The following is a 23,467-nucleotide window of genomic DNA, read 5'->3' as shown; positions in this document are numbered from 1 at the left end:
GTGCGGACGGATTCACGTTCGCTGCCGGCAATCCGTTCGTTACATCGCAGCCATCCTTCGCGCTGAGGGAGAGCCTCTACGATTCCGAGCCGGTGATGCCGTTCACGATGGAGCTCACGATGCTGATGATGATGCTCGCGAAGAACGCCGACCCGAAATTCGTGATCACGAAACCCACGTCGAACAGCCCGTTGGCGATGCCGGATGCAAGGTAGAGGACGACGGTGTTGATGACGAGGTAGAAGATGCCGAGCGTGAGGACGGAGAAGGGTAGGCTCACGATCTGCAGGATGGGCTTGACCGAGACGTTGAGCAGCGCGAGCATGAGCCCTACGATGGCGACGGCCACCCAGGTGCTCGTGGTGTTGTCCAGGCCGATGCCGGGGACGATCCACAGCGCCGCGGCGACGGCGATCGCGGTGGCGATCCAGCGTCCGATGAAACCCATGGTTCTGCTCCTTCAGCGTGTTTCGGGGTCGAGCGCGCTCGACGTGCGTTTCCGGGATTATCGCACGTACGCGGAAGCATGGGGCTGCTTTGGTCCAAGCGTTGCGCGACCGTGAACGAGCGTCGCGTCGCGGTCGGGTCACGTGCGCTGCGCTACAATGCACCGCATGACCGAAGCCTCCGCATATTCCTGTCCTATAGACCGCCGCTGTGGAGGATGCACCGAATTACGGGTGCCCTACGCCCGGCAGCTCGCGCGCAAGCGCGAAGCCGTCGCACGCCTGTTCGCCGAATTCGATGGGCTCGAGGTGGCGCCCGTGCTCGGCATGGATATGCCGCTGCACTATCGGAACAAGGTCGTCTCGCCCTTCGTGGGCGTCTACGATCGCAAGGCGCGTCGCCGGCGCATCCTCTGCGGCATGTACGAGCGCGGCACGCATCGCGTCATCGATTCGAGCGAATGCCTGATAGAGAACCAGGTCGCCAAGGCGATCATCCAGTCCGTCCGCCAGCTTATGCCGAAGCTGCGCATCGAGCCGTACGACGAAGATGCCGATACGGGCTTCCTGCGCCATGCCCAGGTGCGTGTCGGCCATGCGTCGGGCGAGGTCATGGTCACGCTTGTGACGCGGGACGAGGCATTTCCCGCAGGAAAGCGCCTCGCACGGGAACTCGTGCGCCGGCATCCGCAGATCACGACGGTGGTTCAGAACGTGAATACGCGGCGCACCAACGTCATCATGGGCGACAAGGAACGCACGATCTACGGTCCCGGCTTCATCCTGGACGAGCTGTGCGGGCTGAGCTTCCGCATTTCGTCACGGTCGTTCTATCAGGTGAATTCAGAGCAGACCGAGGTGCTGTACCGTACCGCCGTCGAGATGGCGGGCCTGACGGGCGAGGAGACCATCCTCGACGCGTACTGCGGCACGGGCACGATCGGGCTTGTGGCGGCGAAAGGAATCGACGGGAAGCCCGGTGCCAAGCACTTGATCGGCGTCGAGGAGCGAATGGATGCCGTGGCCGATGCGCGCACTAACGCGCGGCACAACGGCATCGGGTCGGCCGAATTCTTCTCCGACGACGCGGGCGCGTTCATGCGACGGCTTGCTGCGGAAGGCGGGTCGGTCGACGCAGTGTTCATGGATCCTCCGCGCGCAGGGGCGACGCCCGATTTCCTGAAGGCAGCGTGCCTGCTCGCGCCGCGGCGCATCGTGTACGTGTCCTGCAATCCTGCGACGCAGCTGCGCGATGCCCGATACCTATGCGATCACGGATATCGTCTGGATACGCTGCAGCCGGTCGATATGTTTCCCCATACCGAGCACGTGGAGACGATCGCCCGCTTCGTGCTCGAGGGCTAATGGTCGCCGTAGTGCGACCTGCAGGAGATTTGCCACCGGATGGAGTCGCTCCAAGCGTCGGGTGACCAGACTTTATTCATCGTCGATCAATACAGATATAGATTCTCATCAGTACGCACGGCTTCCTTGCATCGATTCATGCAAATTCGGTTGTACACAATTCATATCCGAATCCTTCCTGCGCGCCATCCGCGCAATGGTAAGATGGGGCGCACGCGACCGCGTTTCTCCAAGGAGTGATTCCATGTCCTTATCCATCGGCATCGTCGGATTGCCCAACGTGGGCAAGTCCTCGCTGTTCACGGCCCTGACCAAAAAGGGAGGCCTCGCGGCCAACTATCCCTTCGCCACGATCGACCCGAACGTCGGCATCGTGGCCGTGCCCGATGCACGCCTGGACGCGCTCGCTGCGATCGACCATCCGGCCAAGATCGTGCCGGCGACGGTCGAATTCGTGGACATCGCAGGTCTTGTGGCCGGCGCCAGCCAAGGGGAGGGCCTGGGCAACAAGTTCCTCGCGAACATCCGCGAAACCGATGCCATCTGCGAGGTTGTGCGGTTCTTCTCCGACCCCAATGTGGAGCACGTCGCGCACAAGGTCGATCCGCGCAGCGACGTCGACACTATCAAGACCGAACTCATCCTGGCCGATCTCGGCACGCTCGAACGCGCCATTCCGCGCCTGGAGAAGGAAGCGCGCCGCGACAAGGCCGGCGCCTTCAAGCTCGAGGTCGCGAAGAAGGTCGCTGAAGGCCTGAACGAAGGCCATCGTGCCCGCACGCTCGGCCTGTCCGTCGAGGAAGCCGCGGCCGTGAAGGATCTGTGCCTGCTCACGATGAAGCCGATGATGTACATCGCGAACGTGGACGAAGGTTCCGTCAATGTCGAGCTCCCGGAGATCGACGGGCAGCGCCCCGTTCCCATTTCCGCCAAGATCGAAGCCGATCTTTCCGAGCTTGATGCGGAAGACGCGCAGATGTTCATGGAAGAGCTCGGTATCGAGGAAGGCGGGCTCGCACGTCTCATTCGTGCAGCATACGGCCTGCTCGGGCTTCAGAGCTACTTCACGAGCGGGGAAACCGAGACGCGCGCGTGGACCATTCCCGTCGGCGCGAAGGCGCCGCAGGCCGCCGGCGTCATCCATTCCGATTTCGAGCGCGGCTTCATCAAGGCCGAGACGGCCTCGTTCGACGACTACGTGAGCCTCGGCGGCGAAGCCGGCTGCCGTGCGGCGGGCCGCCTGCGCCAAGAGGGCAAGGACTACGTCGTGCAGGACGGAGACGTCATGCACTTCAAGTTCAACGTCTAGGGCATGCCGTCCGTCGATGCGCGCGGCGCATCCGCCTCGTCGTCCCGTTCCCGTCGCGCCTTCATGGACGACGCGAAGGCAGCGCTGTGCAAGTACTATGGGTACGATAGCTTCAGGCCTGGCCAAGAGGCATTGATTCGCGCCGTGCTCGAAGGGCGCGACGCGCTCGGCGTCATGCCGACGGGCGCGGGCAAGTCGCTCACGTACCAGATCCCCGGCATCGTCATGCCGGGGCTGGCGCTCGTCATCTCGCCGTTGGTGTCCCTCATGCACGATCAGGTGCGCGGGCTGGTCGACGCCGGCGTACGCGGGTCGTATATCAACTCGAGCTTCTCGCCGGCCGTGCAGGCCGAGATCATGCGCCGCGCACGCGACGGCGCGTACGACCTCATGTATGTCGCGCCCGAGCGCCTGTCCGACCCGGCGTTCCGCAGCTTCGTCATGGGCATGGAGGTTCCCCTCATCGCGATCGACGAAGCGCATTGCGTGTCGCAGTGGGGTCAGGATTTCCGACCTTCCTACCTGGAGATCCTCGAATTCATCGACGCATACGGCGCTGCCCGCGGGACCCGCCCGCCCGTCATCGCGCTCACGGCCACGGCCACCGAAGAGGTGCGCGACGACATCGTGCGCCTTGCAGGGTTGACGGATCCCGAGGTCGTGGTCACGGGGTTCGACCGTCCGAACCTGCGCTTCTCCGTCGAGCAGATGAACCCGAAGGCCAAACGAATGCGCATAGCGTCGTTCGTCGCCGCGCATCGGCGCGAAAGCGGCATCGTGTACTGCGCGACGCGCCGCGAGGTGGAGGAAACGGCGACGTTCCTGCAGGAGCATGGCTTCTCGGCGGCAGCGTACCACGCGGGGCTCTCGCCGGCCGAGCGCACCGAGAACCAGAAGCGGTTCATCGACGACGACGCGCTCGTCATGGTGGCGACCAACGCCTTCGGCATGGGGATCGACAAGTCGAACGTGCGCTATGTGATCCACAACAACATGCCCAAGAGCCTGGAGGCGTATTACCAGGAGGCCGGCCGCGCCGGTCGCGACGGGGATCCGTCGGAATGCCTGCTGCTCTGGTGCGACAAGGACATCTCCACGTGCCGCTACTTCATCGACACGCCGACCGAGAACGGCAATCTGACCGAAGAACAGGCGCGGGCGGTGCATGCGGCGCAGGTCAAGCTTCTGAATGCGATGATCGCCTACTGCCGCACGACGGGATGCCTGCGCAGGTGCATGCTCGCCTACTTCGGCGACGACGTGCCGGCCGATCCGTGCGGGAACTGCTCGAACTGCCAGGGGGATTTCGCCTCGATCGATATGACGCAGGTCGCCCGCGCCTGTGTGGCATGCGTACGCGAATTGGGGTATCCGTACGGCAAGACCGTCATCGCCGACGTGGTGCGCGGGTCGAAGAGCCAGAAGGTGACGGACGGCGGATTCGATGCGCTGCCGAGCTACGGGAGCGTGCGTGCGACGGCGTCTGCGGTGAAGGACGTGATCGAGCTGCTGGCGACCGAGGGCGTGCTGGACATCTCCGCGGGCCAATACCCGACGGTCGGGCTGGGAGCGCGCGCCGGGGCCGTGGATGCGGAGGATTTCTCGCTTTCCGTGAAGGTGCCGCGTCGCACGCCCGATGCGCAGGCCGACCATCTGCGGAAGCCGGGATCGGCCGGGTCGTTCGCTGCCGTGGGCGCAGGTGCGGGCGTCGGCTCGGACGCGCTGTTCGAGCGCCTGCGCGCGTTGCGCAAGAGCATCGCCGCCGCACGCGGGCTTGCGCCGTACATGGTGTTCACCGACCGCACGCTGCACGGCATGTGCGACAGGATGCCTTCGACCGAGATGGAGATGCTCGAGGTCAACGGCGTGGGCGCGCGCAAGATGCGTACCTACGGCGATGCCTTCCTCGCCGAGATAGCCGCCTGGCGTCAAGAGATGTAGGGCAGGCGAGGATCCGAAGGCTCGGCAGCATCCTCACAGGTCGTTCAGGAGCGCGTCCAAAGTCGGCCACAAGGACGATTCCTCCGGTGTATCGACCGCGTCCTCGTAGAAGTACCACCAGAAGTATCCTCCGACGTAACGGGGGCCTACCTGCGCGGCGATATCGTCGTGGAGCCCGTAATAGTAGGTTGCCAGACGCTCTTTCTCGGGCATCGAGGGGTTCGACGCAAGTCCGTCGTCGACGCCTTGGGCCCCGATCTCTCCTATGCCCAGGCAGGCGTCAGGGTATATCTCGCCGAGGCCGTTCAGCGCAGAGGCCAGCTCTTCGGCGCTCGGGTGCTGGGCGGGCGAGCACGCCGTTTCGTAGACCGAGAGGAAGACGCAGTCCACGTCGGGAACGCTTGCCGCCGCCTGCCGCGCATAGGGGAGGGTCGCCTCCCAGGGCTGATCGTAGCAGTCGTGGGAGGACCAATAGTTGAAGGTGACGGCGGTTCTGCCGCCGGCTGCGCGAACCACGTCGTAGGCGGCGCGCGCTTTGGCGTTGATCTGCGATGGGGAGCTTCCGGCCCAGCTGCCGTTCAGTTCGTTGCCGATTTCCCAGAGCGTGATGTCGTCGCCGAAGGCGTCCATCGCGTCCCGGGTGCGCTTCGCGATCCATGAGGCCGAGCGATCGGGGAGATCGGTGGAATCGATCACCTGGATCATGATGTCGGCGTGCGGTTTCAAGGCCGCGACCGCTCGCACGCAGTCTTCGAGCGGACGTTCGGAATCCATGATGAGGCGTACGGTCAGGCGGTTCGCGCTCGATGAAAGGACGGCTGCCGTTTCTTCGATGTCGTCTAGGGAGTCGACGGTGACGCCGCGCAAGATGCGGGACGGCATCTCGGTGCCGCCGCGCGTGTGCGATGCGCAGGCGCTCGTCGCGACGGCGGCTACGCCGGCAAGCGTTGCAGCGGCGGAGATCGTGAGGAATCTGCGGCGGCTGAGATCGGGAATCGCGGGCACCTTCCCTCGACTGGCAGGAGCGGGCTGACGGGCGCCTCGATTGTACGTGCCGGCAGCCAGGAGCGCAAACATCGAAGGTTCCGCGCATCGCGTTCTTCGCAAGGCTTGCGTACGGGCATGGAGGCGATGGCGGCGGAACGCTCCGACCGTCTTCGCTCTGCCTCCATTTGCTATCATGTCAGGTTGCAACACGTGCGCCCGGGCGTTTTCGCCCGAAGCGCGGCCGCGGCCGTCCGGCAGCACCTACGAGGCGGCACGGAAGGATTCCATATGCCGAACTATCTGACCGAGGAAGACGTGCGCTCCATCGCCACGTACGCGCGCGTCGGCCTGGACGACGCCGAAGCCGCCCAGATGACGGTCGACCTCAACAGCATCATCGATACGCTTCAGCCCATTCGCGGGTTCGACCTCGACGGCGTCGAACCCACATTCCACCCGATCGGATCGCTGTCCAACGTGATGCGCGAAGACGTCGAATCCGGCGCGTCCTTCACTCAGGAAGAGGCCCTTGCGAACGCGCCCAAGCAGCAGGACGGCTGCTTCCTCATTCCCGCGATCCTAGGCGGAGGCGATCAGTGATGGCGCACCTGACCGATATGACCGCGGCCTGCACCCGCGAGGGGCTTGCCTCCAAGGAATTCTCTGCACGCGAGGTCGCGCAGGCGCATCTCGACCATATGGATGCCGCCGAGCCCAAGATCCACGCCTTCCTCGAGCGCACCGATGCGCTTGCGCTCGATGCCGCCGACCGCATCGATGCCGCCATCGCCGCAGGCACGTTCGCCGATCTGGGCCCGCTTGCCGGCGTCCCCGTCGCGTTCAAAGACAATATGAACCAGAAGGGCACGCATACCACCTGCGCGTCCCGCATGCTCGAGAGCTACGTCGCGCCCTATACCGCCACCTGCGTGCAGCGCATGCTCGATGCGGGCTGCCTGCCGCTCGGCAAGCTCAACATGGACGAGTTCGCCTTCGGCTCCTCGACCGAGAACTCCGCGTTCGGCGTCACGCGCAATCCGTGGGACCTCGCCCGCGTGCCCGGCGGGTCGTCGGGCGGTTCGGCCGCCGCGGTCGCCGCGGGCATGGCTCCCGTCACGTTGGGCTCCGACACAGGCGGCTCCATCCGCCAGCCGGCCGCCTTCTGCGGCGTCGTGGGCGTGAAGCCCACCTACGGCATGGTGTCGCGCTACGGCGTGGTGGCCTTCGGCAGCTCTCTTGACCAGGTGGGTCCGTTCGCCCGCACGGTTGCCGACGCCGCGTCGGCGCTCGATGCGCTCGTGGGCCGCGATCCGCTGGATTCCACGTCCCAGGATGCGCCGGCCGGCTTCGCGCAGGCGGCCGCCCAGGATGTGCGCGGCATGCGCGTGGGCATCGTCCGCGCTTTCATGGAAGCTTCCGGCCTCACGTCCGAAGTCGCATCCCGCACGGCCGAGGCGGCGCGCGCCCTCGAAGCCGCCGGCGCGACCCTCGTCGATGTCGAACTCCCGCATTCCGAAGCCGCCATCAGCGCTTACTATGTGCTCGGTCCCTGCGAGGCATTCTCGAACCTCGCGCGTTTCGATTCCGTGCGCTACGGCGCCTGCGAGCCCGGCCATGCCGATCTGGGCGCTCAGCAGGAAGCGAGCCGTGCCGCCGGCTTCGGCCCCGAGGCCAAACGCCGCATCCTTTTGGGAAGCTACCTGCTCTCCGCCGGCGTCTACGATCGGTACTACTATCCGGCGCAGCAGGTGCGCACGCTCATCACTCAGGATTTCGCCCGCGCGTACGAATCGTGCGACGTCATCCTGATGCCGGCCAGCCCGCATGCCGCGTTCGAATTCGGCGCGTTGTCCGACCCGGCGCAGATGTATCTGTCCGATATCTTCACCGTGCCCATCAACATCGTGGGCAACGGCGGCATGAGCGTGCCGGTCGGCCTAGGTGCCGACACGGGCATGCCCATCGGCGTGCAGCTCGTGTCTCCGCAGTTCGAAGACCGGAATATGTTCCGTGCGGCCGCGGTTCTGGAGCGCGCGTACGGCGCGGCCGGCGTCGCTCCCGCGTTCAAGGCAGGTGAGTAGCGTGAAGGCGCTCGAAGAAGTTCTCAAGGACTGGGAGGCCGTGATCGGTCTGGAGATCCATGCCGAGCTCACGACGCTCGATACGAAGATGTTCTGCGGCTGCAAGCTCGAGCACGGCGCCGCGCCCAACACGCATACGTGCCCCGTGTGCCTGGGCCTTCCCGGCGCGCTTCCGGTGCCCAACAAGGCGGCCATCGAATCCATCGTGCTCGCCGGCCTGGCGACGAACTGCGACATCGAGAAGCATTCGATGTTCTACCGTAAGAACTACATGTATCCCGACATGGCCAAGAACTTCCAGACGACGCAGGGCCCCATCGCCTTCTGCATGCGGGGGAGCCTGGATTTCGAGGTCGACGGCGCAGGCGTGGCCGAACGCATCGATGTGGACGGCCTTGGGCCGGGCGAGAGCCGCGGCAACGTCACGATGACCGATGACGGCTACGTCGCGCACGTGGGCATCACGCGCATCCATATGGAGGAGGATGCCGGCAAGATGGTGCATATCGGCGGCGACGAAGGACGTATCGCCGGGGCGACGCACAGCCTGGTCGACTACAACCGTGCAGGCATGCCGCTCATAGAGCTCGTGACCGAGCCCGACCTGCGCACGCCCGAGGAAGCACGCCTGTTCATGGAGAAGCTGCGCCAGATCTATCTGGCCATCGGCATCTCCGACTGCTCGATGGAGGAAGGATCCATGCGCTGCGACGGCAACGTGTCGCTCCGTCGGCGCGGAACGGCGCAGCTGGGCACGAAGACCGAGCTCAAGAACATGAACTCCTTCAAGAACCTGCACGACGGCCTGGCCTTTGAGATCCGCCGCCAGGCGGAGGTGCTCGAAGAGGGCGGCATCATCTACCAGGAGACCCGCCATTGGGATCCTACAGCCAAGCGCACGATCGTCATGCGCGTGAAGGAAACGGCCGATGATTACCGCCTGTTCCCCGAACCCGACCTGGCTCCCTTCGACCTGTCCGACGAATTCATCGAAGGCGTGCGCACGCGCCTGCCCGAGCTGCCCGACCAGAAGAAGCGCCGCTATCGGGACGCCTTCGGGCTGTCCGCCTATGATGCGCGCCACCTGATCGAGCATCGCGCGACCGCGGATTTCTTCGAGGCCGCGATGGCCTGCGCGAACGACGTCTCGCTCGCCAAGCCGCTCGCGAACCTGGTCATCAACGACGTGACCGCGCGCATGAATGCGGATGCCGATTTCGACCTGGCCTCGTCTCCGCTCACGCCGCAGCGCGCATGCGATCTGGTGAAGCTTCTGGCTGCCGACGACATCTCGTCGAAGCAAGGCAAGGAGGTCTTCGCCGCCATCATCGACGACGATGCCGACCCGGCCGCCATCGTCGAAGCGCGCGGCATGAGGCAGGTGAGCGACACCGCTGCTATCGAAGCCGTGATCGACCAAGTCATCGCCGAAAATGCCGATGCCGTCGAACGGTATCGCGCGGGTAATGCGAAGCTGATCGGTTTTTTCGTCGGCCAGTGCATGAAGGCCATGCGCGGCCAAGGGAATCCCAAGGTCATCAATCGGATTCTTGCTCAGAAGCTGAAGTAAGGCCCCTTCGGGAATCGCCGATCCGCACCCGGACGCATGCCCGCCATCGAGTATGATGGCGGGCATTACGTTCACGTATCGATTGGAGATCCATGAGCAATTCAGGCAAGAAGGTCAAGACGCATTATCGCGGCACTCTCGACGACGGCACGCAGTTCGATTCGAGCTACGATCGCGGCGAGCCTATCGAATTCACCTGCGGCGCCGGCCAGATGATTCCCGGTTTCGATGCGGCAGTCGTCGATATGGCGATCGGCGAGAAGAAATCGGTCCATATCCCGGCCAAGGATGCCTACGGCGAATATAACGAGCAGGCTGTTCAAAAGATTCCCGCGAACCAGGTCCCCAACGCCGATCAGCTTCCCGTTGGGCAGACCGTGTACTTCAACAGCCCGTACGGCCCTATGCCCGCCAAGGTCGCGTCCGTCACGATCGACGAGGTCGTGCTCGACATGAACCACGAGCTCGCCGGCAAGGACCTCAACTTCGACATCGAGCTCGTCGAGGTCGTCGACTAGCCGAAGGAAGGTTCGAGGCCGACCGCGGCTCTTCGCACCATGCGTCCGCACGTCGGAATCGATGCGGGTTTCGGACGCAGACGGGGCTGCGGGCGGAAATCTCCCGCGATTTTTCTCCGACGCGGCTTGTTATGCGGAGGATGAATGCTATCATCAGGGCGTTCGACATCAAGGTCGGATGCCCTGACGTGTTCATGGGCGCATTCTTGCAAGATTCGCCGCACAATCCATCGCATATACCCCCGAAACGACGCGCGCATTGCGGCCGACTGCGGTTGGAATCTTCGCCCCATCTGGAACGGGCTTTCGCGTCTCAGGCGAAGGCATGCAGGTCGGATACGCGTTCTCTCGTCTTGGGCATTCGACGTCACATCCTTCGAAGGAGGAAGACGTGAAGTTCTTTTTGGATACGGCCGATCTTGACGAGATCGAAGAGGCCGCCAGCTGGGGTGCGCTCGCGGGCGTGACCACCAACCCGACGCTCTACTCCCGCATCGGCGGCAAGATCGACGGATTCCATGACCATATCGCCCGCATCTGCGACGCGGTGGACGGGCCGGTCAGCGCGGAAAGCGTCGCCATGACGCGCGACGACATCGTCCGCGACGGCCGCATCCTCGCATCCATCGCCCCGAACGTCGTCGTCAAGATCCCGACCATGGTCGAAGGCCTGGCCGCATGCCGCACGCTCGCCGACGAGGGCATCCGCGTGAACATGACGCTGTGCTTCTCGGTCCCGCAGGCCATCCTCGCCGCTCGTGCCGGCGCGCGTTACATCTCGCCGTTCGTCGGCCGCTTCGACGATATCTCCGAAGACGGGCTGGCCCAGCTCGAAGATGTCGTTACCGCCATCGGCAATTACGATTATTCCGACAACACGGTCAACGGCGAACAGGTCGAGGTCATCGCCGCATCCATCCGCAGCGCCAACCACGTGACCCAAGCCGCCCTCATGGGCGCCGACATCGCCACGGTACCGTTCGGCGTGCTCAAGAAGATGGTCCAGCATCCTCTGACCGATCGCGGCCTCGAATCGTTCATGAAGGATTGGGAGAAGGTCGTGAACGCATGAGCCAAGAAGAGCTGACTTCGCCTGAAGCCGCCGCTTCGGTTTCGACGGGCGAAGAGCCCGGAAAACGCGTTCGTCGCACGAAGAAGGCCGAGGATTCCGCCGCAAGCGTCGTGGCTGCCCCGCAGGCGCCCGCCGACGAGGCGCCGAAGCGCCGCCGCGGCCGTCCGCGCAAGGTAGCGGTCGATGCGGCCGCAGCCGCGGACGCCGCTCCTACGACCGAGGCGGAGCCGGCGCGCGCTCGGCGTGCCAGGGCTAAGGCTCCGGTCGCCGCCGATGCCGATGCCGCTTCGGCTGCGGAAACGCCCGCCGACGAAGCACCGAAGCGCCGTCGCGGCCGTCCGCGCAAGGTCAGGCCCGAGGAAGCTGCTCCTGCGCCCGCTGTATCCGCGCAGGCCGTGTCCGAACCCGCACGCAAGGAGAGCCCCACGCCGCCCGCAGCGGCGGAGCCTCTGCCTGCATCGGCTGTGGCCGCCGTATCCGACGAGGATATCCAGCCCCGCGAGATGCGTTCGCGCCGTCGCACCCGCGCGCCGCGCGTGATCGAAAGCGGAGATGCCGCGATCGCTCCCGCCAAGGACGCGTCCGAAGCGCCGTCGGCGCCGGCGAACGGTGAAGGCGCCGAGCGCGTAGGCGATTCTCGCGACCAGCGTCGCTCCCCGCGCAAGGAGCGCAATCGCGAAGGCCGCGACTCCTCGTTCGACCGCTCCGACAACCGTCCCGGCCGCAATGACCGCTTCGCCAACGATCGGGCCGGCAACGGCAGGCAGCGTTCGAGCAAGAACGGCCATCAGTTCGACCGCTCCGACAACCGTCCCGGCCGCAACGACCGCTTCGCCAACGACCGTCACCAACGTCGCGGCCGCAACGGCCAGAACCAGCCGATGCAGCCGACCTTCTCCCGCGAAGACCTCGCCGCCATGAAGGTGGCCGAGCTGCGCGAGAAGGCCGCCGAGCTCGAGGTCGCGTACCTGGGCCTGAAGAAGGCCGAACTCGTCGAAGTCGTGTTCGAGGCTTCCAAGAAGGCCGACGGCATCATCGAAGCCACGGGCATCCTCGACGTGATGCAGGACGGCTACGGCTTTTTGCGCGTGAACGGCTATCTGCCGGGCGAGCACGACGTCTACGTCGGCGCGGCGCTCATCCGCCGCACTGGGCTGCGCAAGGGCGACCTGGTCAAAGGCCAGACGCGCCCGACGCGCCCGAACGATAAGTACGCGGCGCTCCAAAACGTCGAGACCGTCAACGGCACGCCCGTCGACGCGCTCGGCCAACGTCCGCGCTTCGGCGACCTGACGCCCATCTTCCCGAACGAATGCCTGCGCATGGAACACGGACGTTCCACCACCACGGCGCGCGTGATCGATCTGGTGTCCCCGATCGGCAAGGGCCAGCGCGGTCTGATCGTGTCGCCCCCGAAGGCCGGCAAGACCACCATCCTGAAGGATATTGCGGCTGCCATCAGCGCAAACAATCCTGAAGTGCATCTTATGTGCCTGCTCGTGGACGAACGTCCCGAAGAAGTCACCGACATGCAGCGCTCCATCAAGGGCGAGGTCATCGCATCGACCTTCGACATGCCGACCGAAAACCATATCGTCGTCTCCGAGCTCGTCATCGAACGCGCGAAGCGTCTGGTCGAAAACGGCGAGGACGTCGTGGTCCTGCTTGACAGCCTGACGCGCCTCGCCCGCGCGTACAATCTGGCGCAGCCGGCCTCGGGCCGCATCCTGTCCGGCGGCGTCGATTCCGCCGCGCTCTATCCGCCGAAGAAGTTTCTGGGCGCCGCGCGCAACATCGAGGGCGGCGGAAGCCTGACTATCCTCGCATCCGCCCTGGTGGACACCGGATCGAAGATGGACGAGGTCATCTTCGAGGAATTCAAGGGCACCGGCAATATGGAGCTCAAGCTCGACCGCAGCCTGGCCGACCGCCGCATCTTCCCGGCCATCGACCCGGTCACGTCGGGCACGCGCAAGGAGGACCTGCTGCTCAATCCTCAGGAGGCTCCGCTCATCTGGGCGGTGCGCCGCATCCTTGCGAACATGAACAACACCGAGCGCGCGATGGACATGCTCATCAAATCGCTTCGCCAGACCAGCAACAACCAGGAATTCCTGATCCGCACCGCGAAGAAGGCCCAGACCTCGCGCGAAACGGAGAACTTCGAATTCTGACGCCGGCTCCGGATCTTTCGTTCGGAAGGCGGCTTCATCGCGAAGGCGCGTCTCCGAGGAAGACGGTGCACCTTCGCTCCTGCATCCCCTGAAGCGAAACTGAAACATCCTGTAAGGAAGAAGGCCAGGAAGCCCGCATCGGGCCTCCTGGCCTTCTTACATCCCTGTCGATTGCCTTCGTCGGAACGAATGCGGCGTTCCGCATTCGTTCGGCCTTAGAGCCGTGCGACTCCGGACTCGCGCGCGGCTTGCGCGACCGCGCGCGCCACGGCCGGCGCCACGCGTTCGTCGAACGCGCCGGGGATCACATAGTCCGCCGAGCGTGCCGCGTCATCGACCAGATCGGCGATCGCGTAGGTCGCCGCTACCATCATGTCGTCGTTGATATCGCTCGCACGTACGTCGAGCGCCCCGCGGAAGATGCCGGGGAAGGCAAGCACGTTGTTGATCTGGTTCGGGAAGTCGCTGCGTCCCGTCGCGGCGACGGCTGCGCCGGCGGCGCGGGCGTCGGCGGGCAGGATCTCGGGGATGGGGTTGGCCATCGCGAAGACGATCGGGTTGTCGTTCATCGAGCGCACCATGTCCTGCGTGACCACGCCCGGTGCGGACACGCCGATGAAGGCATCGGCGCCTTCGAGCATGTCGGCGAGGGATCCGGCGCGTTTCGAGAGGTTCGTGACTTCGGCGATCGCTTCCTTCTCGGAATTCAGGCCTGAACGTCCGGCGTGGATGGCGCCCTTGCGGTCGCAGATCACGATATCCTCGACGCCTAGGCGCAGCATGAGCTTCGCGATGGAGATGCCCGCCGCGCCGGCGCCGTTGAACACCACGCGGATGCCATCCAGGTCGCGGCCAGTCAATGCGCAGGCGTTGATGAGCGCCGCGCAGGTGACCACGGCGGTGCCGTGCTGGTCGTCGTGGAAGACGGGGACGTCGCAGATCTCTTTGAGCTTCGATTCGATTTCGAAGCAGCGCGGCGCCGCGATGTCCTCGAGGTTGATGCCGCCGAAGCTGCCGGCGATGAGGTGCACGGTGTCGACGATCTCGTCCACATCGTTGCTGCGTATGCAGAGAGGGAAGGCATCCACGTCGGCAAACGTTTTGAACAGGGCGCATTTGCCTTCCATGACGGGCATGCCCGCCTCAGGCCCGATATCGCCCAGTCCGAGCACGGCACTGCCGTCGGTGACGACGGCCACGAGGTTGGCGCGGCGCGTGTAGACGTACGAGAGGTCGACGTCGTCGGCGATGGCGAGGCACGGCTCGGCGACGCCCGGCGTGTAGGCGACGGCCAGATCATCCGGCGTCTTGACCTCGGCGCGGCTTATGACCTCGATCTTGCCGGCCCATTTTTCGTGCCGGTCCAACGCGAATTGCTTCGTATCCATGCGGGTGCCTCTATCTCTTCGAGTCCGTTCGGCCGATTACCTGAGGCCGTCGACGTATGCGACGAGCTGCGCCATGTCATCGATGCCTTCGGGTTCGCCGAAATCGATGCCGAGCTGATCCTCGAGCTCGCAGACGAGCTCGACCATGTCGAGCGAGTCGATGCCGAGAGAGGCGAAGGTCGACGTCTCGGTGACGCTTTCCGGGTCGATGTCGAGACGGTCGTTGAGAATCGCTTTGATGGTTGCGAGGGTGTCCATGGACGTCCTTTCCCGAGGTGATGATGAAGCCATTCTAACGCAAGCTTCCAGGTCGGTTTCAGGCTGCGCGAGTTCAGCGCGATATTTGCCGAAAATGTGGTGCAATTGCCCTCGTTCGATGCGCCTTGCTTTACGGCGGCGTGTCAAAAGCGCCCTGCCGCCCCCGTGCCCCGCACGCCTTCGCTATCTTCACAGTAAGATCGAATTCCAAGAGAAGAGAGTGATCGATATGGCAGGCGAAACCAATCCGATGGGCCAAGGCAACGGTCCCGTGCCTCCTTCGGCCCCCGCGTTCCAGACTCAGAATCCTTCCGCATATCCCGCATCCGGCCGACCTGCGCCCGCGCAGGGATCGTACGCCCAAGGGCAGTGCGCCGGGCAGCAGCCGTTCGGCTCGGCCGGTCCCGCGCAGACCGCCGGCTGGCGGAATCCGGACATGACGGACCGTCCCGGCGCTTCTGCCGCCTCTGCGCACGCGGCTCCCGCACGCACGCCGGGCCTCGGCCGCACCTTCGCCGCAGGATTCGCGGGCGCCGCGCTCGCTGTCGCCCTCGGGGCCGGCGGATTCGCCACCTACCAGGCCTTCATGCCCCACGAATCGCTGGAAGGCTCCTTGACGGCGCCGGCGGCTCCTGCCGCGTCTTCCTCCAAGGGCGCGACCACCATCAACGTCAACGGGAAAGACGCGACGCTCGCATCGGCCGTCGCCTCCAAGGCGCTGCCCTCCATCGTGAGCATCGACGTCTACACCTCCGGCTCCGGGTCGCATCAAGGCCTGGAGGCCCCCCATTCGGGTTCCGACTCCTCGTCGTCCCAGCTTTCGTCCCTCGGCTCCGGCGTCGTGCTGACCGAGGACGGATACATCGTCACGAACTATCACGTCGTGGAGGGATCCGAAAGCCTCAAGGCCACGATCAACGGGACGGAGTACGATGCCAAGCTCGTCGGCAGCGACCCGTCTTCCGACATCGCCGTCATCAAGGCCGACGCCACGGGCCTCACGCCGATAGAGATCGGGTCGTCCTCCGACCTCCAGGTGGGCGACTGGGTCATGTCGCTCGGCAACCCCTTCGGCCTTGAGAATTCCGTGTCCGAGGGCATCGTGTCGGCGCTCCAGCGCTCCACCACCATGACCGACCAGTCCACCGGCAGGCCCATCGTCTATCCGAACATGATCCAGACCGACGCCACCATCAATCCGGGCAATTCCGGCGGCGCGCTCGTGGATTCCGAAGGCAGGCTCGTCGGCATCAACTCGATGATCACCTCCGAGTCCGGATCGAGCTCGGGCGTCGGATTCGCCATCCCCGTCGATTACGCGATGAACATCGCCCGGCAGATCATGAACGGCGAAACTCCCACGCATGCCCAGCTCGGCGTTTCCATGTCCGCGATCGACAGCTCGATGGCCGGCCGTTACGGCATCAAGGAGGATTCCGGCGTCTACGTGGCCTCGGTCTACGAAGGCACTTCCGCCGCCGAGGCGGGCATCAAGGAGGGGGACGTCATCACCTCGTTCGAAGGGAAGCCCGTCTCTTCGCCCGAAGAGCTCATGATCGCAGTGCGTTCGATGTATCCCGGCGATACCGCCGAGGTGGGGCTGAACCGCGACGGCAAGGACATGACCGTCTCGGTGACGCTCGGCTCCGACGAGATGGATCTTTCCGCCGGCGAATCGTCCCGCGGCCAGAACGGCCGGGGCAACCAGAACGGCTACGGCGGCAACGGCTACGGGCCGAACGACGGGTACGGCCAGAACGGCCGGAGGGACCAGGGCGGCCTGCTCGATCAGCTGCTCCGATAGCTCCGTACCTTCTTTCCCGCGCCACGCCTGCGGAAAAAACGCGCGAAGGGGGCTCGCGGCCTGCGGGCTCCCTTCCTTTTATCGTAAGATAGCGGCAATCGCGTGAAAGGAGTCCCATACATGCCAGACGGGTATAGATACGGTCGCGTGCTTCTGAAGCTTTCCGGCGAAGCCCTCATGGGAGACGCCGGCTACGGCATCGACCCCAAAGTCATCGATTCCCTCGCCGTCGAGATCAAGGAAGTCGTCGACGACGGGGTGCAGGTGGCCATCGTCGTCGGCGGAGGCAACATCTTCCGCGGCGTTGCGGGCAGCGCGAACGGCATGGACCGCGCGCAGGCCGACTATATCGGCATGCTGGCGACCGTCATGAACGCCCTTGCGCTGCAGGACGGCTTGGAACGCGCCGGCGTCGTGAGCCGCGTCCAGTCGGCCATCGAGATGCATCAGGTCGCGGAAACCTACATCCGTCTGCGCGCCATCCGCCATATGGAGAAGGGCCGCGTCGTGATCTTCGCCGCCGGCACGGGCAACCCCTACTTCACCACCGACACCACGGCTGCGCTGCGCGCCTGCGAAATCGATGCCGACTGCATGATGAAGGCCACGAAGGTCGACGGCATCTACGATTCCGATCCGGCGAAGAACCCCGATGCCGCGCGCTACGAGAAGATCAGCTACCTCGACGTCCTGACCAAGGAGCTCAACGTCATGGACGCCGCTGCCATATCGCTGTGCAAGGACAACGATATGCCCCTGCTCGTCTTCAACCTGACCGCGCCGGGCAACATCCGTCGCGCGCTCAAGGGCGACAACGTCGGTACCCTGGTCTATTAGGAGGAATCAGGATGAACGAAGAGGAAATCATGCTCGAGGCCGAGGAGGGCATGGAAAAGGCGCTCTCCAACCTCAAGGAAGCCTTCGCCGGCGTCCGCACCGGGCGCGCGAACGCGATGGTGCTCGACAAGGTCAAGGTGGACTACTACGGCGTTCCCACGCCGGTCAACCAGATGGCCGCCGTGAAGGTCCCCGACGCCCATATGCTCACGATCGAGCCGTGGGACAAATCCATGGTGCGCGCGATCGAGGCCGCCATCCTGGCGAGCGACCTCGGCATCACGCCGTCGAACGACGGCAGCGTCATCCGTCTGCCGTTTCCTCAGCTCACCGAGGAGCGTCGTCGCGACCTCGCCAAACAGTGCAAGACGTTTTCCGAGGAAGGCCGCGTCGCGGTGCGCAAGGCCCGCGGCGCCGCCAACGCCGCCGTCGAAAAGCTCAAGAAGGCGTCCGAGATATCCGAGGACGACGCGCGCCGCGATGAAGAGAGCATCCAGAAGCTGACCGACTCCTACATCAAGAAGGTCGACGAGATGTTCAAGAAGAAGGAAGCCGAGCTGATGGCCATCTAGGCTTCGAAGCTCTCGATCGGAGCCCCATCGTACGGAGGACGTCGTGTTCCATAAGGCCTTAACCGACATATTCCCCGATCCGCCGACGGATCTCGATCCCGAGGCGCTCGACGAGGCGCGCGTGCCCGAGCACATCGCCGTCATCATGGACGGCAACGGCCGCTGGGCCAAGAAGCGTGCGCTCAATCGGCTGCGCGGGCACAAGGCCGGCATCGAAGCCGTGCGCGAGACCATACGCTGCGCCTCCGACGCGGGCGTCCGATATCTCACCGTCTACGCGTTCTCGACCGAGAACTGGAAGCGGCCCGACGACGAGGTCGTCGGGCTCATGAACCTCTTCGCGAAGACCATGCTCGCAGAGGTCGACGGCTTGGATGAAGAGAACGTGCGCGTGCGCACGATCGGCGACCTGTCGCTCCTTCCGGAGGACACGCGCGCCGCGTTCGGGCGCGCGTGGGATCAGACCTGCGGCAATACGGGCATGACCCTGAACGTCGCGGTGAACTACGGCTCGCGCGAGGAAATCATGCGCGCGGTGCGCGCCGTCGCCGATGCGGCGGTCGCGGCGGCGGGCCGGGGCGAGGCGCGCGACGTCACCCCCGAGCTCTTCGAACGCGGCCTCTACACCGCCGGCATTCCCGATCCCGACCTGGTCATCCGCACGTCGGGAGAGCATCGCATATCGAACTTCCTGCTGTGGCAGGTCGCGTACGCCGAGTTCTACGTGACCGATGTGCTCTGGCCCGATTTCGATCGCTACGAGCTGCTGCGCGCCCTGCTTGACTTCCAGCATCGCGACCGCCGCTTCGGAGGCGTTCGATGACCGAAGGCCCGAAAGGAACCGGCGAGAGACGCAGACCGGCGAAGAAGAGCGATCTCGGCGTGCGCTTCGCGTCGGGGACCGTCTACTTCGTCCTCACCGTCGGTCTGATACTTGCCGGCACGGTCACGACCCTCGTGTACTTCTGCATCGTGGCGGGGCTCGTCTCGTACGAGTTCTTCGGGCTGCTGCGTCATGACGCCAAGCGCCCCAACGATCTGCTCGGCATCGTCGCGGCGGTGCTGTATCCGCCTGTGATGTGGCTGTACGGCTTCGTGGGCGTGGGCGTGCTGTCCACGTCCCTCATTCTGGCGCTGCTCATCTGGTACGTGTTCTATTCCCGTTCGCGCGTCGTCGACGTGGGCGCGTCCATCTTCGTCGCGCTCTACGCGGGGTTCCTGCCGTGCGGTTTTTTGCTCGTGCGCGAAGCGGTCCCCGGGTTCTGGGGCGGCATCCTGGTGCTCGGGATCATGTGCGGCGTCTGGCTCAACGACGTCTTCGCCTATCTGATCGGCCGCAGGTTCGGAAAGCACAAGCTCGCGCCGCGCGTCTCGCCCAAGAAGACCTGGGAAGGCTTCATCGCCGGCATGGTCGCGTCGGTGGGGGTGTGGTGCGCCATAGCGCTCATCCCGCCGGTGGACATGGGGTTCGTGGAGGCTTCCGCGTTCGGCGTCCTCTGCGGCCTCGCCGGCATTCTGGGCGATCTTGCGGAAAGCCGGTTCAAGCGCAATTCCGGCGTCAAGGATTCAGGCACCATCATGCCCGGGCACGGCGGCATGATGGACCGCGTCGATTCCATGATCGCGGTTTCGTTCGTCTCCGCGTTCCTGCTGTTCGGAGGAGGGTGCATCCCCTATGTCCTGTAAGAAGCGCATCGCGATCCTGGGGTCCACGGGCTCCATCGGAACTCAGACGGCCGATATCGTCCGACGCCATCCCGACAAGCTCGAGATCGTCGCGCTCGCGGCGAATCGCAGCGTCGATGCCGTCGCGGCGCAGGCCGCGGAATTCGGCGTGCGCCGCATCGCGTTCGGGGACGAGGCGCTCGCGGGCTCGCCGGCCCTCGACGCCCTGCCTGAAGGGGCCGAGGTATCGTTCGGGCCGGATGCCCTCGTCGACCTCGTCGCGCTCGACGAGGTCGATTGCGTCGTGAACGCGCTCGTCGGCGCGGCCGGCATGCGCGCTTCGTACGAGACGCTGCGCCACGGCACGCAGCTCGCGCTCGCGAACAAGGAAAGCCTCGTCGTCGCCGGCGACCTCATCATGCCGCTCGCCCGCGCGCTGGACGAGGAGGCCGGGCGTCCGGGCGCCCTCATGCCCATCGATTCCGAGCACGGCGCCATCTACCAGTGCCTTCTGGGCGAACGTCCCGAAGAGGTCTGCGCGCTGTGGGTCACGGCATCGGGCGGCCCGTTCCGCGGCAAGACGGCCGGCGAGCTCGCCGACGTCACGTTCGAGGAGGCCCTCGCGCATCCGACCTGGCACATGGGTCCGAAGATCACGGTCGATTCCTCCACGCTCATGAACAAGGGCCTCGAGGTCATCGAAGCCCACCACCTGTTCGACATGCCCTACGACCGCATCCGCGTCGTGGTGCAGCCCCAGAGCGCCATCCATTCGATGGTCGAATATTCCGACGGCAGCGTGAAGGCGCACCTCGGCACGACCGACATGCGCATTCCGATCCAGTTCGCCCTGAGCTATCCCGATCGCTGGGACGCCCCGGTCGAGCCGCTCGACTTCACGCGTCTGGGTTCCCTCGAGTTCTATCCCGTCGACGAGGAGACGTTCCGCTGCTTCGCGCTCGCGCGCCGCGCGGGCTCCACGGGCGGGACGCTGCCCTGCGCCATGAACGCCGCCAACGAGGTCGCGGTCGCGCGCTTCCTGGCGGGAGGCTGCGGCTGGCTCGACATCGCCTCCTGCGTCGAGCACGTCATGGACGCCCATGCGGTCGAAGCGGTGGAAAGCCTCGACCAGCTCTCGCGCGTGGATGCGTGGGCGCGCGTGCAGGCAGGCGCGTTCCTCGACGATGCGCGCACGCACGCGTAAACGAAAGGCCGCATCCGCATGAACGTCATTCTCATGGTCTTCTACCTGGCGGTCGCGCTCGGAGCGCTCGTCTTCATCCACGAAGGCGGCCACTTCCTCGCGGCGCGTGCGTTCGGCGTGCGCGTGACCGAGTTCATGCTCGGCCTGCCCGGTCCGAGCATCGGATTCACCTGGCGCGGCACGCGCTTCGGTGTGACGGCCGTGCCTCTCGGCGGATACGCGAAGGTCTGCGGCATGGAGCCGGGCCCCGAGAATCCGCATATGGAGCGCGCGCTCGCCTTCATATCCTCGCGCGGCACCGTCTACGCCGACGATTTCGCCGCGGAAGCCGGCATCACGACCGAGGAGGCCGTCGAGACCTTCTACGCGCTCGAGGAATGGGGCTGCGTCGTCGGGCCGAAGCGCGCCGATGCGCACAACGTCTTCCGCACCCGTGCCGCGCGCGACGCCGCGAGCGGACGAGCCCTCGCCGAGGGCGCTCCGCGCGCCTTCGACGACGCGCACGAGCTGTATATGCGCGAGCGGGCCCAGACCTACCGTTCGCTGCCGTTCTGGAAGCGCAGCGTCATCCTGCTCGCAGGTATCGCGATGAACCTGCTGTTCGTCGTCGTCGCCTTCGTCGCGGTCTACTCCGTCTTCGGCGTCGACATGGCAGATGCGCAGGGCGCTCTCAACCACGTCACGATTCCGGTCTGGCAGGCGGTGCTCGGCAGCTTCGCGTATATGGGCCAGGTCGTGATCGCCGTGGCGGGGCTTTTCAATCCCGCCACCGTTTCCGACACCATGTCGAATTCCGTGAGCGTCATCGGCATGGCGGTCGTGTCCAAGCAGTACGCCGATGCCGGTCCGCTCGCGTTCCTGTTCTTCATGGCGATGATCTCGGTGTCGCTCGGCATCATGAACCTGCTGCCCATCCCTCCGCTCGACGGAGGGCGCTTCGTCATCGAGGTTTTCCAGAAGATCACCGGCCGCGTGGTGGGGTATCGGGCCATGAACGTCATGACCTTCGCAGGTCTTGCCCTTATGCTGGTCTTTTTCGTCGTCATGTTGAATCAGGACATCCATCGGTTCATATTCGGTGAGATGTAGCGGCGCACCGCGCGCCTGTTTCACGTCCGTCCTGCGCGATGCAGGCGGGAAGGGGAGTCTTATGGAACCAACGGCCACGGCGCTCAAGCCGAACCAGCGCACGCGGCGCTTGTCCGTCGGCGGCGTGCCTCTCGGCGGCGGCGCCCCGTGCGTCGTGCAGTCGATGCTCAACGCGCCTGCGACCGACGTCGAGGCCAACCTCCGTCAGATCGCCGACCTCCAGGCCGTCGGCTGCGAGGTCGTGCGCATGGCGATCCCGCGGCGTTCCTGTCTGGACGCCTTCGAGGAGGTATGCCGCAAAAGCCCTCTTCCCATCGTCGCCGACGTCCATTTCGATGCGGGGATCGCCATCGAGGCCGCCCGTCGCGGCGCGGCCAAGCTGCGCATCAATCCAGGCAACATCGGATCGTGGGAAAAGACCGACGCCGTCATCGATGCGGCTCGCGCGGCCCGCATCCCCATCCGCATCGGCGTGAACGCGGGGTCGCTCGACGACGCCCTGAAGGCGCGGACCGACCTGACGCTTCCCGAGAAGATGGCCGCGTCCGTCAAGGAGTACGTGCGTCATTTCGAGGACCGCGGCTTCGGCGACATCGTCGTGTCCGCCAAGGCGCACGACGTCATGACCACGGTGCGCGCCTATCGCGTGCTCGCGCGGGAAATCCCCGAGATCCCCCTGCATATCGGCATCACCGAGGCCGGGACGCTGCTTCAGGGCGTGGTCAAGTCCGCCAGCGGCCTGGGCATCCTGCTCGAAGAGGGCATCGGCGACACGATGCGCATCTCGCTGACCGACGAGCCGACGGCCGAGGTCCGCGCCTGCTGGATGCTGCTTTCGGCGCTCGATCTGCGCCGTCGCGGCCCCGAGATCATCAGCTGCCCCACCTGCGGGCGTTGCCAGGTCGATATGATCCCTATCGCCAAGGCGATCGAGGAGCGCCTGGCCACGTCGGCGAAGCCTCTCAAGGTCGCCGTCATGGGCTGCGTGGTGAACGGCCCGGGCGAGGCCGAGGGCGCCGATATCGGCGTGGCTTCCGGCGCGGGCGCGGGCGTCATCTTCAAGGGCGGCTCCACCTTGCGCAAGGTCGATGAAGGCGATATCGTCGAGACCCTCATGGAAGAGATCGACAAGCTCTGACGGGCGTCGCGACCCGGCGCGCAGGCCGCCTCTTTCGTGCGCACGGCGC

At 65.3% G+C, this 23,467-nt stretch carries 21 protein-coding genes; 17 read left to right on the top strand and 4 right to left on the bottom strand.

Annotation, left to right across the window (positions count from 1 at the left end; all coding sequences use genetic code 11):
* Positions 1-76: 76 nt before the first annotated feature.
* Complete coding sequence (locus HMPREF0762_RS07995) at positions 77-448, bottom strand: phage holin family protein (protein ID WP_006363141.1); 372 nt, start codon at positions 446-448, stop codon at positions 77-79.
* Between the two features lie 157 nt (positions 449-605).
* On the opposite strand from HMPREF0762_RS07995, the gene rlmD reads away from it, so the two are divergent.
* The 3 genes from rlmD to recQ all read left to right on the top strand — a co-directional run bounded on the left by rlmD (position 606) and on the right by recQ (position 5,061).
* Positions 606-1,811: a 23S rRNA (uracil(1939)-C(5))-methyltransferase RlmD gene (gene rlmD / locus HMPREF0762_RS07990; RefSeq protein WP_322785208.1), complete on the top strand. Its 1,206-nt coding sequence runs from the start codon at positions 606-608 to the stop codon at positions 1,809-1,811.
* Positions 1,812-2,055: 244 nt separating this feature from the next.
* Positions 2,056-3,120 carry a redox-regulated ATPase YchF gene (gene ychF, locus HMPREF0762_RS07985; protein WP_006363139.1) on the top strand — a complete coding sequence of 355 codons (1,065 nt, stop codon included), beginning with the start codon at positions 2,056-2,058 and terminating at the stop codon, positions 3,118-3,120.
* Positions 3,121-3,123: 3 nt separating this feature from the next.
* Positions 3,124-5,061 carry a DNA helicase RecQ gene (recQ, locus tag HMPREF0762_RS07980; RefSeq protein WP_211204470.1) on the top strand — a complete coding sequence of 646 codons (1,938 nt, stop codon included), beginning with the start codon at positions 3,124-3,126 and terminating at the stop codon, positions 5,059-5,061.
* Positions 5,062-5,094: 33 nt separating this feature from the next.
* Here the strand turns inward: recQ and HMPREF0762_RS07975 are convergent, their stop codons facing one another.
* On the bottom strand, positions 5,095-6,138 hold the full coding sequence (locus tag HMPREF0762_RS07975; protein WP_006363137.1) for a glycoside hydrolase 5 family protein: 1,044 nt from the start codon (positions 6,136-6,138) through the stop codon (positions 5,095-5,097).
* A gap of 198 nt (positions 6,139-6,336) precedes the next feature.
* Here HMPREF0762_RS07975 and gatC point away from each other — a divergent pair, with 198 nt between their 5' ends.
* The 6 genes from gatC (at position 6,337) to rho (ending at position 13,463) form a co-directional block, all read left to right on the top strand.
* The gene (gene gatC, locus HMPREF0762_RS07970) at positions 6,337-6,648 is read left to right on the top strand and encodes an Asp-tRNA(Asn)/Glu-tRNA(Gln) amidotransferase subunit GatC (RefSeq protein WP_040619464.1); all 312 of its coding nucleotides are present in this window, start codon (positions 6,337-6,339) and stop codon (positions 6,646-6,648) included.
* Positions 6,648-8,129, top strand: coding sequence for an Asp-tRNA(Asn)/Glu-tRNA(Gln) amidotransferase subunit GatA (gene gatA, locus HMPREF0762_RS07965; protein WP_006363135.1), 1,482 nt, complete (start codon positions 6,648-6,650; stop codon positions 8,127-8,129). The genes gatC and gatA overlap by 1 nt, the downstream gene beginning before the upstream one ends.
* 1 nt (position 8,130) lies before the next feature.
* Positions 8,131-9,699 carry an Asp-tRNA(Asn)/Glu-tRNA(Gln) amidotransferase subunit GatB gene (gene gatB / locus HMPREF0762_RS07960; protein ID WP_040619462.1) on the top strand — a complete coding sequence of 523 codons (1,569 nt, stop codon included), beginning with the start codon at positions 8,131-8,133 and terminating at the stop codon, positions 9,697-9,699.
* Between the two features lie 92 nt (positions 9,700-9,791).
* Positions 9,792-10,217, top strand: a complete 426-nt coding sequence (locus HMPREF0762_RS07955; RefSeq protein WP_006363133.1) for an FKBP-type peptidyl-prolyl cis-trans isomerase — start codon at positions 9,792-9,794, stop codon at positions 10,215-10,217.
* Positions 10,218-10,608: 391 nt separating this feature from the next.
* Positions 10,609-11,289, top strand: coding sequence for a fructose-6-phosphate aldolase (gene fsa / locus HMPREF0762_RS07950; protein WP_040619581.1), 681 nt, complete (start codon positions 10,609-10,611; stop codon positions 11,287-11,289).
* The gene (gene rho, locus HMPREF0762_RS07945; RefSeq protein ID WP_006363130.1) at positions 11,286-13,463 is read left to right on the top strand and encodes a transcription termination factor Rho; all 2,178 of its coding nucleotides are present in this window, start codon (positions 11,286-11,288) and stop codon (positions 13,461-13,463) included. The genes fsa and rho overlap by 4 nt, the downstream gene beginning before the upstream one ends.
* A gap of 215 nt (positions 13,464-13,678) precedes the next feature.
* On the opposite strand, the gene HMPREF0762_RS07940 is transcribed toward rho, so the two are convergent.
* Together HMPREF0762_RS07940 and HMPREF0762_RS07935 are read right to left on the bottom strand one after the other, a co-directional pair.
* Complete coding sequence (locus tag HMPREF0762_RS07940) at positions 13,679-14,851, bottom strand: NAD(P)-dependent malic enzyme (RefSeq protein ID WP_006363128.1); 1,173 nt, start codon at positions 14,849-14,851, stop codon at positions 13,679-13,681.
* A 36-nt stretch (positions 14,852-14,887) separates the two neighbouring features.
* Positions 14,888-15,109, bottom strand: a complete 222-nt coding sequence (locus tag HMPREF0762_RS07935; RefSeq protein ID WP_006363127.1) for an acyl carrier protein — start codon at positions 15,107-15,109, stop codon at positions 14,888-14,890.
* A gap of 229 nt (positions 15,110-15,338) precedes the next feature.
* Between HMPREF0762_RS07935 and HMPREF0762_RS07930 the strand changes: the two genes are divergently transcribed.
* The 8 genes from HMPREF0762_RS07930 (at position 15,339) to ispG (ending at position 23,418) form a co-directional block, all read left to right on the top strand.
* Entirely contained in the window at positions 15,339-16,913 is a 1,575-nt protein-coding gene (locus tag HMPREF0762_RS07930) for a S1C family serine protease (protein WP_040619574.1), read from the top strand.
* Positions 16,914-17,033: 120 nt separating this feature from the next.
* On the top strand, positions 17,034-17,750 hold the full coding sequence (gene pyrH / locus HMPREF0762_RS07925; RefSeq protein WP_006363125.1) for a UMP kinase: 717 nt from the start codon (positions 17,034-17,036) through the stop codon (positions 17,748-17,750).
* 11 nt (positions 17,751-17,761) lie between these two features.
* A complete protein-coding gene (gene frr, locus HMPREF0762_RS07920) occupies positions 17,762-18,322 on the top strand; it encodes a ribosome recycling factor (RefSeq protein ID WP_006363124.1) in 561 nt (186 codons plus the stop codon).
* A 43-nt stretch (positions 18,323-18,365) separates the two neighbouring features.
* Entirely contained in the window at positions 18,366-19,145 is a 780-nt protein-coding gene (locus HMPREF0762_RS07915; RefSeq protein WP_006363123.1) for an isoprenyl transferase, read from the top strand.
* Positions 19,142-20,008, top strand: a complete 867-nt coding sequence (locus HMPREF0762_RS07910; RefSeq protein ID WP_006363122.1) for a phosphatidate cytidylyltransferase — start codon at positions 19,142-19,144, stop codon at positions 20,006-20,008. Before HMPREF0762_RS07915 ends, HMPREF0762_RS07910 begins: the two co-directional genes overlap by 4 nt.
* Complete coding sequence (gene dxr / locus HMPREF0762_RS07905; RefSeq protein ID WP_006363121.1) at positions 19,998-21,191, top strand: 1-deoxy-D-xylulose-5-phosphate reductoisomerase; 1,194 nt, start codon at positions 19,998-20,000, stop codon at positions 21,189-21,191. The genes HMPREF0762_RS07910 and dxr overlap by 11 nt, the downstream gene beginning before the upstream one ends.
* Positions 21,192-21,209: 18 nt before the next feature.
* Positions 21,210-22,280, top strand: a complete 1,071-nt coding sequence (locus HMPREF0762_RS07900) for a site-2 protease family protein (RefSeq protein ID WP_006363120.1) — start codon at positions 21,210-21,212, stop codon at positions 22,278-22,280.
* Between the two features lie 61 nt (positions 22,281-22,341).
* Positions 22,342-23,418: a flavodoxin-dependent (E)-4-hydroxy-3-methylbut-2-enyl-diphosphate synthase gene (ispG, locus tag HMPREF0762_RS07895; protein ID WP_006363119.1), complete on the top strand. Its 1,077-nt coding sequence runs from the start codon at positions 22,342-22,344 to the stop codon at positions 23,416-23,418.
* Positions 23,419-23,467: the final 49 nt, after the last annotated feature.

Source organism: Slackia exigua ATCC 700122 (assembly GCF_000162875.1).
GTDB lineage: Bacteria > Actinomycetota > Coriobacteriia > Coriobacteriales > Eggerthellaceae > Slackia > Slackia exigua.
The sequence above is the reverse complement of the archived record's forward strand: the minus strand, read 5'-3'. Positions and strand labels throughout refer to the sequence as shown.